We start from the raw sequence: 17487 nt of genomic DNA on the forward strand, positions 1-17487 counted from the left end.
TACGCTATTCGCTCTTCAAAATAATACGCCGTAGTATATACGGCGCATTAACTTCATAAAACATTCTTATAACAATTAACAGTAATATCGTCTTCGCTGATACCAACACAGCATAAGCATTAGTAGAAGTACACCTGACAGTGAACTAGCATTATCATCTCTCACAATCGAGGTTTTAACCGTGAAACTGTTATTAGATGCATTAACGTCAAACTCTTTACTCGATACTGCGGCCACCAATTGGTAATCAATAAAGTCATCCATTACTACAACTAATGCAATATCAACCACTTCAGACGCCTGAATCACGCCATAAGAACATACTGCGCGCGAATTAGACTGTTTAACACATTGTGTAGGAAGCTGTTCAATACGCGCTCCGCGTGACAGTTGAATGTCAACTTGCACTTCACTTGCGCTAGATGCGCTGTAATTAGTTAACTGCCAACTCAAAGGTGTTGCTTCAGAAATACGTGAGTAACTAATACCAGACGATAAAAGCCCGAGGTCAACATCCTGTCGGCCTAATGACTCAGACGCGCTCCAATACCAAATTTTTAAGCCTTCTTGTTGATCAAATACCAGCAAGTCCTGATAGCCATCATTATTCAAATCCATAAGGTCAACACTGCTAACTGAACTGGCTTTAATCACCATGCCAGTCGGAGACACAATTCCAGAATCGAGCTCCCAAATACTGACTGATGTATCAGTTTGCAGCACGAGTTCATGCACGCCATCATTATCAAAGTCACTTGCGATAACATCTTTAGCAAGCGGCAGAGAAATGGCATTTGACTCTGAGTTATTAGACAGCACGTCATAGATGATGCTCCACCCTGAGTCGTCTACCACTACAGCATCAAGCATTTGGTTTGCATCGAGATCAATTAGCATTAAGTTTTCAACAGACGTTGATAGACTATCTACCGCTACAACAACTAACTCTTTGCCGTCATGCGAAACTAGCTTACTGCCGCTACCTTGTGCACTAATAATAACTTGCTCAAGGTCTTGAGATTTGACAACGTGCATTAGCACGTCAACTTGCAACTGGGTATCAGGTTGTTGTTCAGTAGCAAGTGAACTCAACTGAGCTTGATCATTGATAGCAAATACGTCAACAAATGTGTAAGTAACATCATCAGCACTGAAGCCTTGATAGATACCTAAACCAAGCGGAGAGTAACCCGCAAACAACACTTCTTTGTCACCATCAAGGTTTAGATCGGTAATTGCGACTAATCCAGCTTGAATGTCATCAAGAGCAATTGTGCTATCAACCATATAGTTATCATCTAACAGGTATGCCGAATTACCGTTACTACCACCTGCAGTGACGACATCAATTGAGCCATCACCATTGATGTCATCAAATGCAACGCTGATAAACGGCGTCGTAATAACAATATCTGCACTAGGAATTAACTCACCAGCAGTATTGTTGAGTAGCACTTGCATCGTATTCAGCTCTGCGAGATAAACCACTAGGTCGTCATAGCCGTCATTATTCATATCGACCACTACACCTTGAGATACATTTGCTTCTAGTAGAATATCACCAAACTCCGTGAGCAAAGATTCTGCAAGGAGCAATGAACTCTTAGCCTCCACTGATGCCTCATTTAAATTCTCACCACTTAAAGAGAGACTTGCATCAGAGAAGCCAGCTGTTACATCGATAACTTCAAATGCATAAGTATATGATTTTGAATCATCAATCATTAACTGCTCCAGACTACAACTCAGGATGTTTGCAGAAGATTGCTCACAATTATCTGGCAATGAATCCAAGCTAAGCGCACTATCAAACTCGATGCTCCAAGTTAGGTTGTCAGCGTGCGCAAAACCCACATTAGCAATAGTGACAATATGATTCACACTATCACCTAATGTCGCAGGTGAACGTGCAAAAAAGCTTGTTACTGAAACATCAGTATTCACCGGGCGCTCAACTTCTAGCGTAAACTCCTGAACGACATAATCTTCGATTAAGCCATCAGTCAGTCCAACTTGAATACCAAAGGTTTGCTCGCCACTATCTAACGGTGGTGTACCCACCAATTGGTTCGACCCATTGATTGATAGCCACTCAGGGCCACTCAATAACATTAATGAAAGCTGAGCATCGGCATCAATATCGTTAATCTCAATCTGATAAACGTAATTCACTAAAGCTTGCGCGGTTAGCACGGGCTCAGAGACAAACTCAGGAACATCATTAACATTAATAACTTCAATACTGAAACTTGCCATGTCAACTTGAATGGTTCCGTCATTTACTGAGAGTAAGATGTCGTTATAAATACCAACATCTTGGTTTTCTGGCGTACCAGAGATGACACCAGATACCGTATCAAAGTTGGCCCAGCTAGGTTTCCCCTGAATACTAAACTGCAACTCGTCATCAACGTCTTCATCGGTAACGACAGGCTCAAAGCGATAATAATCTCCTTGATCAACACTCAAACTAGGTGTTCCAGAGATCACCGGTGCGTCATTAGTGTTGGCTACTGTCAGATCAAACGCGTTCAAACTTGATGATTCGGTACCATCTGACACTGAAATAACAATCCCTTCAGTAACCCCCACATCCGCATTAGTTGGCGTGCCTGATAGCTGACCATTCACAGTATTGAACGTAGCCCAACTTGGCTTGTTAGCAATGCTAAAGGTTAAGGTGTCACTCACATCGTCATCGCTGGCACTTGGGGTAAAGCTATAAGCGCTGTCTTCATTGACTGATGTTGCAGGCGTACCTGAAATCACTGGTGCGTCATTGGTGTTAGTCACCGTTAAGCTAAAGGCGCTTAAACTTGTTGTGACTGTGCTGTCTGATACAGAAATGATAATACCGGCAGTGGTACCCACATCCGCATTAGTTGGTGTACCTGATAGCTGACCATTAGCAGTATTGAACGTAGCCCAACTTGGCTTGTTAGCAATGCTAAAGGTTAACGTGTCGCTCACATCGTCATCGCTGGCACTTGGGGTAAAGCTATACGCGCTATCTTCATTGACTGATGTTGCAGGCGTACCTGAAATCACTGGCGCATCATTGGTGTTCGTCACCGTTAAGCTAAAGGCGCTTAAACTTGTTGTGACTGTGCCGTCTGATACAGAAATGATAATACCGGCGGTGGTACCCACGTCCGCGTTGGTTGGTGTACCTGATAGCTGACCATTAGCAGTATTGAACGTAGCCCAACTTGGCTTGTTAGCAATGCTAAAGGTTAACGTGTCACTCACATCGTCATCGCTGGCACTTGGGGTAAAGCTATACGCACTGTCTTCATTAACTGAAGTGGCAGGCGAACCTGAAATCACTGGCGCATCATTGGTGTTAGTCACCGTTAAGCTAAAGGCGCTTAAACTTGTTGTGACTGTGCCATCGTTCACCGAAATCACGATACCGGCAGAGGTACCCACATCCGCATTAGTTGGTGTACCTGATAGCTGACCATTAGCAGTATTGAACGTAGCCCAACTTGGCTTGTTAGCAATGCTAAAGGTTAACGTGTCACTCACATCGTCATCGCTGGCACTTGGGGTAAAGCTATACGCACTGTCTTCATTGACTGATGTTGCAGGCGAACCTGAAATCACTGGCGCATCATTGGTGTTAGTCACCGTTAAGCTAAAGGCGCTTAGACTTGAGGTGACTGTGCCATCATTCACCGAAATCACGATACCTGCAGTGGTACCCACGTCCGCATTAGTTGGCGTGCCTGATAGCTGACCATTCACAGTATTGAACGTAGCCCAACTTGGCTTGTTAGCAATGCTAAAGGTTAAGGTGTCACTCACATCGTCATCGCTGGCACTTGGGGTAAAGCTATACGCGCTATCTTCATTGACTGATGTTGCAGGCGTACCTGAAATCACTGGCGCATCATTGGTGTTCGTCACCGTTAAGCTAAAGGCGCTTAAACTTGTTGTGACTGTGCCGTCTGATACAGAAATGATAATACCGGCGGTGGTACCCACGTCCGCGTTGGTTGGTGTACCTGATAGCTGACCATTAGCAGTATTGAACGTAGCCCAACTTGGCTTGTTAGCAATGCTAAAGGTTAACGTGTCACTCACATCGTCATCGCTGGCACTTGGGGTAAAGCTATAAGCGCTGTCTTCATTGACTGATGTTGCAGGCGAACCTGAAATCGCTGGTGCATCATTGGTGTTCGTCACCGTTAAGCTAAAGGCGCTTAAACTTGTTGTGACTGTGCCGTCTGATACAGAAATGATAATACCGGCGGTGGTACCCACGTCCGCGTTGGTTGGTGTACCCGACAATTGACCATTAGCAGTATTGAACGCAGCCCAACTTGGCTTGTTAGCAATGCTAAAGGTTAACGTGTCACTCACATCGTCATCGCTGGCACTTGGGGTAAAGCTATACGCACTGTCTTCATTAACTGAAGTGGCAGGCGAACCTGAAATCACTGGCGCATCATTGGTGTTAGTCACCGTTAAGCTAAAGGCGCTTAAACTTGTTGTGACTGTGCCATCGTTCACCGAAATCACGATACCGGCAGAGGTACCCACATCCGCATTAGTTGGTGTACCCGACAATTGACCATTAGCAGTATTGAACGCAGCCCAATTTGGCTTGTTAGCAATGCTAAAGGTTAACGTGTCACTCACATCGTCATCGCTGGCACTTGGGGTAAAGCTATACGCACTGTCTTCATTGACTGATGTTGCAGGCGTACCTGAAATCACTGGCGCATCATTGGTGTTAGTCACCGTTAAGCTAAAGGCGCTTAAACTTGTTGTGACTGTGCCATCGTTCACCGAAATCACGATACCGGCAGAGGTACCCACGTCCGCGTTGGTTGGTGTACCCGACAATTGACCATTAGCAGTATTGAACGCAGCCCAACTTGGCTTGTTAGCAATGCTAAAGGTTAACGTGTCACTCACATCGTCATCGCTGGCACTTGGGGTAAAGCTATAAGCGCTGTCTTCATTGACTGATGTTGCAGGCGAACCTGAAATCGCTGGTGCATCATTGGTGTTCGTCACCGTTAAGCTAAAGGCGCTTAAACTTGTTGTGACTGTGCCGTCTGATACAGAAATGATAATACCGGCGGTGGTACCCACGTCCGCGTTGGTTGGTGTACCCGACAATTGACCATTAGCAGTATTGAACGCAGCCCAACTTGGCTTGTTAGCAATGCTAAAGGTTAACGTGTCACTCACATCGTCATCGCTGGCACTTGGGGTAAAGCTATACGCACTGTCTTCATTGACTGATGTTGCAGGCGTACCTGAAATCACTGGCGCATCATTGGTGTTAGTCACCGTTAAGCTAAAGGCGCTTAAACTTGTTGTGACTGTGCCATCGTTCACCGAAATCACGATACCGGCAGAGGTACCCACGTCCGCGTTGGTTGGTGTACCCGACAATTGACCATTAGCAGTATTGAACGCAGCCCAACTTGGCTTGTTAGCAATGCTAAAGGTTAACGTGTCACTCACATCGTCATCGCTGGCACTTGGGGTAAAGCTATAAGCGCTGTCTTCATTGACTGATGTTGCAGGCGAACCTGAAATCGCTGGTGCATCATTGGTGTTCGTCACCGTTAAGCTAAAGGCGCTTAAACTTGTTGTGACTGTGCCGTCTGATACAGAAATGATAATACCGGCGGTGGTACCCACGTCCGCGTTGGTTGGTGTACCCGACAATTGACCATTAGCAGTATTGAACGCAGCCCAACTTGGCTTGTTAGCAATGCTAAAGGTTAACGTGTCACTCACATCGTCATCGCTGGCACTTGGGGTAAAGCTATAAGCGCTGTCTTCATTGACTGAAGTAGCAGGCGTACCTGAAATCACTGGTGCATCATTAATATCATATATAACGCTATAGGTGGTGGCTGCTGTATTGCTATTCGAAAACGAATCTGTCGCGACATTACTTGCAATATCCAATGACACCTGATTTTGAGTCAACGGCGTTACCAGCACTGAATAGGAAGCAGAATTGATTGAAGTAAAGTTTGATAAGCTAGCATTAGTTGCAGCGATATCAGATAGAGTAAACCCTGTAACAGCTTCACTGAATGCAATTGTGCTTGTAAAGGCGCCCAACACTACACCAGATGGCCCCCCGATTACGACATCAGGTTGAACATCATCATAATCCACTTGCAACAATATCGAAGCGGTGTTGCCGTTGCCAGCCTGATCTACAACCGAATCGCTACCAATTGATAGAGAGATCTGTACTTCACCCGCGGCCTCTACGGTAACTTGATAATTCTTGGCATCTAACGCGACTAGATTCGAAACCGAACCATTCGTCACATTGATATCACTAAGCTCTAATCCTGTGACATTCTCGTCAAACACGATTGACATCGTAAAAGAACTTGATTGATTATTTGTTGCACTTATCGCGACATTCGGCTTTCGAGTATCTACTGCAAATACGCTAGACGGCCCAGCTGACGGTGCCAAATTAACGCTATAACGTGCAGTTCCTTCAGCGATACTCACTCCTAATGTACCATCACCAGTGAAACCACTTAACTCGACGGTAGGATTGCTAGAGTCACCATTGACAATTGCAATTGAAGCGTTAGCCGTACCAGTGGTGTTTAAAGTAATATCAGATGCTAGCAGATTAACCTGCTCGACATCGGTATATTGAACTGAATAGCTTACGTTTTGCGAGCTCGTGAGCAAAGCAGAAGGTGAACCTATAGCAATACTTGGCGTTGGAGCTGGAGCAACCGACTGATAGTTAAATACTAAATCTGAAGCTGCTTCGTTTGAAATACTTGCATCAGCAACATCAAGCGCCATGCCAGCAGGTAATTGAATGGTCACGTCGCCATCTAACGTAGGGATGACTTCTAAAGTGTAATTTGCATCAGCTCCCGTAAATGCCCCTTTCGTTGCATTAACCAAAGTAATATCACTAGCATTAAATCCTGATACAGGTGATGAGAATGCTATTGATAGATTCACTAAACTCTCAGATGTTGGGCTAGTAACATCGATATCTAAAGACACAGTTAACTTTTCTACCGACAAAGAAAAAGCATTCGACGTAACTGTTTGACTTGCAGAATTTACCGTCGCGGTAAAATTAGACAAGCCACTATTGTATGTCGCAGCCACTGTGCTACCAGGAATTGTCACTTGAACCGAGAATGAGCACTGACCGCCTTCAGCAACCTCTATTCCTGTGGCTATTAATGTTGATGTACCACTAGTCGTACTGCCTGCTCCACAAAAACCACTTAAAGCAGCGCTGGTAACTTGAGCTCCTGAGATGAACGAACTAATGTTGTCGACTAAAAAGCCCGCTGTTGCATCACCAGCTCCAGCTTGATTAGTGATCAGGTAGGTAACATCTACTGTTTTACTCGCGTTATCGAGTCGCAGACTAGTTGGAGAAATTGATTTAGTAAACGCTAACCCTGAAACAGAAAAGCTAGTACTTGATGCAAGAGAGGTTATTGTTTTTGCGCCAAGCAGCGCAGACACATTTGAGCTAGTTACAGTAACAGCCCCTACTTGATCTGCTGGCAACTGAACAGGAATGCTAAACTCACAAGACTCTCCCGCGGCTAGTGAAGCGGAGCTTAAACTGACTATGCTTGTTCCAGTTAAACTCGAACCACTGCCACACATATCAGCAAGAGGTAAACCTGTCGCAACCAATCCTGTAAAAGCTGAATCAAGATCAATCGACAAGCCAATATTATCTGCCGCTAAGCTATTGTTAGCACTGTGATCCAACTTAACAATTAAATTAGCACTGTCTCCCGGCAACAAAGTAGTATCATTCAATGATAACGACACAGTTGGCGCAGTGTTGATATCAAAAATTGCAGATGCAGATACGTCTAATCCCGTAACCAAATTACTATTGATTGTTGCAGACACTGACTCGCTATAAAACATCTGCTGCCCGGCGTTTGCATCTGCATTAAGGGTCACTAATAAGTCAAAAGTACATGACTGCCCCGCCGCTAAATCCATCGCAGAGTAGCTAGCAGCAAACAAATCCGTAGAAGGAGAAATTACACTGCTCGCTCCTGTACTTTGACAATAGTTATTTCCGGGCAGTGTGGTAATAGTAGCAACGGAAGGCGAGCCAATAAATGTATCAAAACTTATTCCGGTTGCCGCGTTTACTGAATCAATGTTAGTAACGGTATAACGCAACGTAATTTGTTCACCAGCGGCAATGTTTGTTTCGACGATATCCATTGTCACAGTGGGAGCATTGGTAACAATTAGATTACTTGAGGTGTCAGGATACGCTTGCAATGAAGAGCTAATCGAAGAAATAACATGATTATATGTGCCATTGCTAGCATTACCAGGAACGGTAACGGGAATAGAGAAACTACACTTTTGTCCTCCGTCTAACGAACCAGCATTTAAACTGGCGCTGCCACTTCCTGTGATGGTAGAACCAGCACCACACACATCATTTATTGGAAGTCCTGTAGCGATAAGCCCTGACAAAGTGGCATCAAAATCAGATACAAATACAATGCTATTTGCTTGGTTTGAGCGATCAAAGTTAGTAATCTCAATATCTAGTGACGTTGTATCACCAGGCTGAACTAACTTAGGGTTAAATTTAGCATTAACAAAACCAATGCTATCCACCGTTAGCGACGTAGCAGCCTGACCAATTTTCACCGAAGTTCCGGTATAAGATAAATCTCCTGTGGCAACTTCATAATCGCCTGGCAAGTTGCCAGTCACGGGCATTGAAACAATACACTGATCATTCAAGCCATTTACAAACGCTACTATTTGGTTATTTAGATTGAACGAGCTTAGATTAACTGTGTCATCACCTGTTTTGGTAACAGTTAAGTACGCCCCACAATTACTTTGGCTAATATCTTCTTCGAACGTTAATCCAGCAGGAAGTGTTACAGAGCCTGTTAAACCATAGGCAAAACCCGCGCTATTGTTGGTAAAGATAAGCTCTAGGTTTGCCGTCTCCTGAAAGGGTATTTGGCTCTCAACAAAACTCAAACTGGCTGAAACCGTGTCAGTAGTTACCGCAAGGCTTGTCGAGATATCTGTGGCAGCCCCTAGACTAGATTGGAATCCACTTGTCGCAACGTTAAATGATTGCGGTGTGGCTGACTGGGCGGTAATAGAAAATGACACTTCGCAGGTTTGCCCAAAATTTAGCTCGAATCCGGAAAAACTTGCAGAATTTGCACCTGCAGATAGGTTATGAGTTCCCGTTAAGCAGCTAATACTAGCGCCTACTGGATCAGAGATTGTCAAGCCGCTTGGCAAACTTATATCAAATTGAATAGCAGTCGCATTGGTATCTACAGAGTTATTGGTCAAGGTATAGGTTAACGTCGAGTTGTTACCAGAGCTAACACTGGTGCTGCTAAAGCTTCCGGAAACAACCAAATCTGTACCTGCAGCATATGCCGAAGCAACGACTAACAAGTTAACAATAAAAGTAAGGAAATAAAGAGGATACTTGAATAACATTTTTCGCCTGCCAGCCATTAACATTAATTCACAAAATGATAACACCTAACACAAAAAAATGGGCAGCAATATTTATCATCAACAGACATTAATCGTGCCACTGGTCAAAAAACGTTCAGTTTAATCATTTAAAACAGTCACATACGAAAGTATTATTTCTTGCGAATATGACAGATTCGCCCGTCATCAAACCAGTTACCTGTTACATTTAGCAACACTAAGGTATATAATACCGTTAACAACATAATAACAACTCAGCTTGTGAGTCTTAAGAATAATATGAGAAACAAAACTACTTTACGTGTTGTCGCATTTGCTCTTGCACTCAGCTCCTTTGCTGCAAACAGCAATGGTGTAGTTGCCAGTAAAACCGTATTAGATTTCGCTGTAGAGAGCCCATTTAACCAAGTGTCTATAAGCATTACAGGTCCAGATGGTTTTTCCACCCAAATCGACTTATACGATGACAACTTGCAATTAGACATTGATGCCCTTGGTACTCTTGCATCGGGAAATTACTCCTACAAAGCTCAATACATTAGTAATGGCAAAATTGAAATTATTAGCGATGCGTCTACCGGAAGAGATGGCGCGACTAGGAATAAAGGCTTAGTACAAACTAAAACAGGTTTTTTCAATGTCGTGGACAGTGAGTTTGTAACCGTCGACGAACAAAACTCAGTCATTGAACCCAAGTTTCAAGAGCAGTAGTTGAAATAGTTAAACGTCTTATAACAGGAATAAATATGAACACTCTAGTAAAAACTTCACTTGCTGCTGCGCTTGCTGTTGTCGCCAACAATGCAATCGCAGATCAGGTTTTTAACGATGATCTAATCGTGACAAGCAGTGCTTGTATCGGCCAAGATTGTGTTAATGGCGAATCTTTTGGCTTCGACACTATTCGTTTGAAGGAAAACAACCTCAGAATTAAATTTCAAGATACCAGTAACAGCGCTAGCTTCCCGAGTAATGACTGGCAGCTAACAGCTAACGATTCTTCAAATGGTGGATTAAACAAGTTTTCAATCGATGACATTGATGGCGGCAAAACCCCTTTTACTATCGAAGCTGGTGCTCAAAGCCATGCTATATACGTTGATGACGGCGGCCGTGTAGGTCTAGGTACATCAACTCCGGTAGTGGAACTTCAAGTGGTAGACGGCGATAGTCCTACTTTGAGACTTGAACAAGATGGCAGCTCAGGTTTTACCGCACAAACCTGGGACATTGCCGGTAATGAGACCAACTTTTTTGTTCGCGATGTAACTAATGGTTCAAAACTACCATTTAAGATAAAACCCAATGCGCCAACAAACTCTTTATTTGTTGATTCTAATGGTGATATCGGTCTTGGAACACAATCACCTAAAGCAGACTTACACGTATTGACAGACAACACAAATAGCTTTTTAGTAGGTGCTAATGAAACCGACTACAATTTGATTGTGAAAAATGATGGAGTAACACACTTACAAAGTGATTATATTGATACTGACTCAACTTCATGTGGTGGATTAGACTGCGGAAGATTTACAGCAATTGCAACTATTGAAGAAAACAATTCAGCTACAACAGGAAGAACCCTCTTAGCATTAAAGAATAATGCTCCTGGATGGATTTCCATGGAAGATACTACCCAAAACAACAAATGGATTTTATCTAATGGAGGAGGTTCATTTAGTGTAGTACTACTTGACCAAAATACAAATACGATGTCAGTGCCTTTTAAAATTGCGAACAACGGTGACGTAACAGTATCTGGGGTCGTTAACGAAAGCTCTAGTAAGCTGTTAAAAGAGAACATCAGTGAGGTAGATTACAACGATATCCTATCAAGCATTGATAAACTAGCAATTAGTAGCTGGAGTTACATAAAGGATAAAGGAAGTGTTAAGCACATAGGTCCTATGGCTCAGGACTTCTTTAATGCCTTCAACTTAGGGGCTAGTGATAAGCACCTCTCGAGTGTAGACACCAGTGGTGTATCTTTGGCTGCTGTAAAAGCTCTATATAAGATAAGCCAAGAGAAAGATAAAAAAATTGAAGAGCTAGAATCTAGACTTGCCAAACTAGAAGCAGCTAAACGATAACTACCCTTATTGGTGATACCGCTGAAGTAAAAAAGGAGCTAGCTTAGTTAGCTCCTTTCTTATTTCTACTCGCTAACCTAAAAGACAACCCTATTCGCGGAAGTTATCTTGGTTAGCCAAGAACCATTGATATGCGTCCTCAAGCCCTTTTTCTAAGCTATAAGAATATTTCCAGCCCAAAGTTGCTAATCTATCCACGTTCATAAGTTTACGAGGGGCACCATCAGGCTTAGTGGTATCCCACACGATTTCACCTTCGAAACCAACAACTCTAGCTACCGTTTCGGTTAACTCACGGATAGTGCAGTCCACACCAGTCCCGACGTTGATATGGCTTAACATAGGTTCTGTATTCTTATCATAAGTCTCTTTGTCTAATTCCATCACATGAATTGACGCTGCCGCCATATCATCAACATGTAAGAATTCGCGCATTGGTTTACCACTTCCCCATGCAACAACTTGAGCATCTCCACGTTCAGTAGCTTCATGAAAACGCCTCAATAATGCAGGGATGACATGTGAATTATCAGGGTGAAAGTTATCATGAGGCCCATATAAGTTTGTAGGCATAACACTACGATAGTCCACACCATACTGACGATTATACGATTCACATAGCTTTATACCTGCAATCTTGGCTATTGCATATGGCTCGTTCGTTTCTTCAAGTGTACCGCTTAACAGGGCACTCTCTTGCATTGGTTGTAGAGCCAACTTAGGGTAAATGCAAGATGAACCTAAAAACAGTAATTTGGTAACACCATTTTGATATGCGGAGTTAATGATATTACTTTCAATCATTAAATTTTCATATATAAACTCTGCAGGATAAGTATTGTTAGCATGAATACCACCAACTTTGGCAGCAGCAAGATAGACTTGCTCAATTCGTTCAGATTCGAAGAAATCAGCTACCGCTTGCTGATTAGTTAAATCTAATTCAGTGCGAGTTTTAGTAATGATCTCAACATCATCACGCTCTTGAAGTTTGCGGACTATAGCCGAACCAACCATACCACGATGGCCTGCAACAAAAACTTTTCTCATTTATCTTTCTCTAATATGTTAATTATGCTGAAACTAAAGTGCCTTTATATATTATCGGCGGTTCTCCTGCATTCCCTTCAATCTCCTCCAAGGAAGAATCAAAACTTTCAAAAGTATCCTTGCCGATACTTTCACCATAATACGTGTCAGTAAATGCCTTTAAAATTTGTAACACCATAAAGCGTGAAACATGACGAACAACCCCGTCATCTGTACCATATACGGGGAAAGGTAAATGGCAACCTAACCATTTGATAATCTCGAAGGAAGGCCAGTAATAGGTATTTTCAGGTGAACCAGCTAACACTTCATTCAATGCCACTCTGAGCGTGGATTTGGAAACACAATCAGCAGTCACGCAAGACTCCCCCTTAAAAGAAGCTTTAAGAGGTACAGGTGACAAGGTTAACACAACCGGGGCGGCACAATTAACTTGACGTAATAATGCGATAATAGCGTTAATGTTCTCAGTATTCTCCGAGACAGATGATAATCTGAAGTAATGCCTACCCTCTTCAAAAATAGATGAAGGTATTCCACGCCAAAAAACTTTATTTGTTACTCTATCTTCCCAAATTTCAGCTAACCCTATGGTAAACACGAATGCTGAGGCTGATTTGAAATGCTCCAAATAAAACGAACGCTCATGCTCTGGTTTCCAGTCATTGACCACACCATCTTCATTTCGCTCATATCTATAGCCCTCTGAGGTTTCCACTCCTGTTACAACCCAGCTAATAAAATCGCGTAACGCAAAGGTGTTATTAAGGCCTGAAGGGATCCAAAAGCTATTAGAAGATAGGCCAGCTGAAGTTAAGAAGTGCCTCAATTCAGCTGCAAAGCAGGAACCAATTGTAATAACATTGCCATTTGAATTAAGCAATGGGGTAACTGGACAGTGTCCAGTTTTTATATGTTGTTCGATACAACGTTTTACATCGCTAAATACTTCTTTTGTTTTAGGATATTCAGAAGCATTTACTTTATGCCAATGGTTTTCTGCCCATGATTTTGGACCACTACCGTCGCGTTCAGATGTAACACTTCCTACTTCAGTATTTTTCATTTAACTAACCTCAAAACAAAAGAGCCTGTATATACAGGCCCTAATGTATCAAAATGTACACGCTATTCCTTTGCAACTGCCACATCAAAACCGTGCTTCTCAAGTAATGCATGCTGCTTTGCTTGACCTAAGTCATAACGCACCATCTCGGCACACATCTCTTCAACAGTTATTTCAGGCTCCCAACCTAACCTCACCTTGGCTTTAGCCGGGTTACCAAGTAGGGTTTCTACTTCTGCAGGACGGAAGTAACGAGGGTCGACGCGAACAACTACATCACCAACTTTAACGCCTGGAGCATCTTCACCGCTAACACCAACCACTGTAGCAATTTCATTGACACCTTCACCGCTAAACTCTAATTCAATACCCGCTTCAGCAGCAGACATCTTCACAAACTCACGTACAGAAATTTGCTTACCTGTCGCGATAACGAAATCTTCTGCTTCGTCTTGTTGAAGCATCATCCATTGCATACGCACATAGTCTTTAGCATGCCCCCAGTCACGAAGTGCATCCATATTCCCAAGGAACAAACAGTTTTCAAGGCCCTGGGCAATATTAGCGATCCCACGAGTGATCTTGCGCGTTACAAACGTTTCACCACGACGAGGTGATTCATGGTTAAACAAAATACCGTTACAAGCATGCATCCCGTATGATTCACGATAGTTAACCACAATCCAGTAGGCATACATCTTAGCTACTGCATATGGCGAACGAGGGTGAAATGGCGTCGTTTCAGTTTGCGGGATCTCTTGCACTTCACCATATAATTCAGAAGTCGATGCTTGATAAAACTTAGTTTTCTTTTCAAGTCCTAAAAAGCGAATCGCTTCAAGCAATCGTAGAGTACCAATTGCATCAACGTCAGCTGTATATTCTGGAGCCTCAAAAGATACCGCCACATGAGACTGGGCACCTAAGTTATAAACTTCGTCAGGCTGAACCTCTTTCAAAATACGAGTAAGGTTAGAACTATCTGTTAAGTCACCATAGTGTAAAATGAACTTAGGGTTGTCCTCATGGAGATCTTGGTAAATATGATCAACTCGAGCAGTATTAAATAAAGAAGCACGACGCTTAATTCCATGTACTTCATATCCTTTTTCCAACAGAAACTCGGCTAAATAAGAGCCGTCTTGACCGGTTACACCGGTGATTAGTGCTTTTTTCATTCTCGTGCCCTAATAATTACATCAATTTGTTAAAACTAATCGTTTCCAAATAAATCTCTGGTATATACTTTGTCAGAGACATCGGCCAAGTCTTTAGACATGCGATTGCTCACGATAACGTCACACATGTTTTTAAACTCGTGTAAGTTATGTACCACTTCGGAATGAAAAAATTCGCTCCCTTCGAACACAGGCTCATAAACGACAACCTCAATGCCTTTAGCTTTGAGACGTTTCATAACCCCCTGAATACTTGATGCTCGGTAATTATCGGAACCAGCTTTCATTATTAAACGATAAATACCTACTCGCTTAGGATTTAAACTCAAAATAGAATCAGCTATAAAATCTTTCCTCGTACTATTAGCATCAACAATAGCGCCTATTATATTATTTGGAACATCCTCGTAATTAGCCCTAAGCTGTTTGGTGTCCTTGGGGAGACAGTAGCCACCAAACCCAAAAGAAGGATTGTTATAATGTTCACCGATTCTTGGATCCAATCCGACTCCTGTTATAATTTGGGCAGTATTAAGCTCATGAGTTTGAGCATAAGTGTCAAGCTCATTAAAATATGCTACACGCAATGCTAAATAAGTGTTAGAAAATAGCTTAACAGCTTCAGCTTCTGTTGGATTGGTGTACAGCACAGGGACATCTTTCTTACGTCCACCTTGAATTAACAAGTTTGCGAATTGCTCTGCTCGCGCAGACTGCTCGCCGACAATAATTCTTGAAGGGTAAAGATTATCAAATAACGCTTTCCCTTCTCTCAGAAACTCTGGAGAAAACATGACATTATCGACTCCCAGCTCCTTTTTAATCTTAAGGGTATATCCAACAGGAACAGTAGATTTAATAACGATCAATGCATTCGGGTTATAAAAATTAACATCATTAATAACACCTTCAATTGAACTGGTGTTAAAATAATTAGTTTCAGGATCGTAATCAGTTGGAGTAGCCACAATTACAATATCGGCATTTAAGTAAGCTGCTTCTTTGTCCAATGTAGCAGAGAAATTAAGCTTTTTATCCTCTAAAAACTCTGTGACATACTCATCCTCAATAGGTGAAATAGCCTTATTAAGTTGAGACACCTTGTGCTCGTCTATGTCTAGCGCTACGACCTCGTTATGCTGAGCTAAGAGCATCGCATTTGATAAGCCAACGTATCCGGTTCCAACAACCGCAATCTTCATAAGATGTCCTCTAAATTACCTTTACAACTCTACTTATTTTTGACAAAAACATTACTTAATAACTCAGATATTTTGTCAACTGGAGCTTCAAATGGAGCAGCGTGGTCATTAACGCTATCTTCAGCACATACAACTGAGTATTTCAGTTTTTTAATAATTGCTAAGTCCCAAAAGATTCTCAACCTTCCAAGTGTGAACGTCCTAGTAAGCTCTAATACAAATGTACCTGGGCAACAGAAACCAATATTTGTCAAGCCTGCACCGTGAGCACCAACAACAGCTTCTGAGCTTGCAAATAGCCTAATTTGATCCGTTAACGACATGCCAGTCAATATAACTTTTTCAAAACCAAATGTTTCTAGAAGCTCAAATACTTGTTTTTCATTTTTCATCGTCCGCTTTGGACTATCTTCACGAGATATAAATATACGTTTTTTCTTGACACGGAAGGGTACGGAATGCTGCAAGGATAAATAATCAAAAAACTCAACTGTACTATTAGTAACAAATTTAACAACCTGATTACAATTATTGGTTGCTGCATCCTGTTTATATGTATACTCACATTGAATATAACGCGCGCTCTCCCAGACTACGGAAGACTCACTAATAGATAACAATGACAGAATTTGCTTAATTAATCCTTCATAATTGTTTCTCAAGATTATAAGCTTTACACCTTTTGGCTCGAGATACCTCTTATAGTTCAAAAGAGCTGGTGCTTGCTCAACCATAAGGTGATAATAATTGAGCATCGGATGCCTTTGGAAAACAAAACCTAAATCACACTCTACCTTATCTGGTTTTTGAGTTTTATCAGAAATAAACCCTAGTAAAGGGTGAAAAAAAACGTACCTTAAAAATGAGCCAGATGTTACTCGATTTTCTTTGAAATAATAGTCATCAACTGTAAATGCTCCATTAGGAGTAAAACATGCATTCCCGTAGCAACGAACAGTAGATTTACTAAGTAACTGCTCGGTGCCTATACACTGAAAGACATCATGCTGCTGTAATGATTCTGATAGCAAATCGTAACCATCAGGACATCTCATAGTATACGAGCGGGAACACTCATCGACATACAATGGGCTTAACCCCAAGCCATCAAGCTTGTCAACTAAATGTTTACTCATATGATATTCTTCCTGAGAAGACATTTTGTACGTCTTAATATCCAAAGGAACATAAGGGGTATGCATTACCCTTTCAGCCTCTACCTCCCTACTCAATGACTTGTAAAACTCTCCGATTTCTTCTCGTAGATTTTTGGAGTAGTAGTCATACTTTAACGCCTCAAGATAATTTTTCTCGGCAGATGAAGTATCATTGTCTAATTTATTCTCTCGAGCGAGTTTTAGTAATACTTCGGACTTTGCAATCCACTCACTTTTCATAAAATTCAT

At 42.1% G+C, this 17487-nt stretch carries 8 protein-coding genes; 2 read left to right on the forward strand and 6 right to left on the reverse strand.

Going from position 1 to position 17487, the window contains the following annotated elements; all coding sequences use genetic code 11:
* Positions 1 to 75: 75 nt before the first annotated feature.
* A complete protein-coding gene (locus EXU30_RS03460; protein WP_130597833.1) occupies positions 76 to 9492 on the reverse strand; it encodes a putative Ig domain-containing protein in 9417 nt (3138 codons plus the stop codon).
* 279 nt (positions 9493 to 9771) lie between these two features.
* Here EXU30_RS03460 and EXU30_RS03465 point away from each other — a divergent pair, with 279 nt between their 5' ends.
* Together EXU30_RS03465 and EXU30_RS03470 are read left to right on the forward strand one after the other, a co-directional pair.
* On the forward strand, positions 9772 to 10203 hold the full coding sequence (locus EXU30_RS03465; RefSeq protein ID WP_130597834.1) for a hypothetical protein: 432 nt from the start codon (positions 9772 to 9774) through the stop codon (positions 10201 to 10203).
* 35 nt (positions 10204 to 10238) lie between these two features.
* A complete protein-coding gene (locus tag EXU30_RS03470; protein ID WP_130597835.1) occupies positions 10239 to 11585 on the forward strand; it encodes a tail fiber domain-containing protein in 1347 nt (448 codons plus the stop codon).
* Between the two features lie 90 nt (positions 11586 to 11675).
* Here EXU30_RS03470 and fcl read toward each other — a convergent pair whose 3' ends face one another.
* The 5 genes from fcl to EXU30_RS03495 all read right to left on the reverse strand — a co-directional run bounded on the left by fcl (position 11676) and on the right by EXU30_RS03495 (position 17487).
* Complete coding sequence (fcl, locus tag EXU30_RS03475; RefSeq protein WP_130597836.1) at positions 11676 to 12635, reverse strand: GDP-L-fucose synthase; 960 nt, start codon at positions 12633 to 12635, stop codon at positions 11676 to 11678.
* 22 nt (positions 12636 to 12657) lie between these two features.
* A complete protein-coding gene (locus tag EXU30_RS03480; protein WP_130597837.1) occupies positions 12658 to 13701 on the reverse strand; it encodes a GSCFA domain-containing protein in 1044 nt (347 codons plus the stop codon).
* A gap of 62 nt (positions 13702 to 13763) precedes the next feature.
* On the reverse strand, positions 13764 to 14879 hold the full coding sequence (gene gmd / locus EXU30_RS03485; protein ID WP_130597838.1) for a GDP-mannose 4,6-dehydratase: 1116 nt from the start codon (positions 14877 to 14879) through the stop codon (positions 13764 to 13766).
* A 35-nt stretch (positions 14880 to 14914) separates the two neighbouring features.
* Positions 14915 to 16081, reverse strand: coding sequence for a nucleotide sugar dehydrogenase (locus tag EXU30_RS03490; RefSeq protein WP_130597839.1), 1167 nt, complete (start codon positions 16079 to 16081; stop codon positions 14915 to 14917).
* A gap of 29 nt (positions 16082 to 16110) precedes the next feature.
* Positions 16111 to 17487: a glycosyltransferase family 61 protein gene (locus tag EXU30_RS03495; RefSeq protein ID WP_130597840.1), complete on the reverse strand. Its 1377-nt coding sequence runs from the start codon at positions 17485 to 17487 to the stop codon at positions 16111 to 16113.

This window comes from Shewanella maritima (genome assembly GCF_004295345.1).
GTDB lineage: Bacteria > Pseudomonadota > Gammaproteobacteria > Enterobacterales > Shewanellaceae > Shewanella > Shewanella maritima.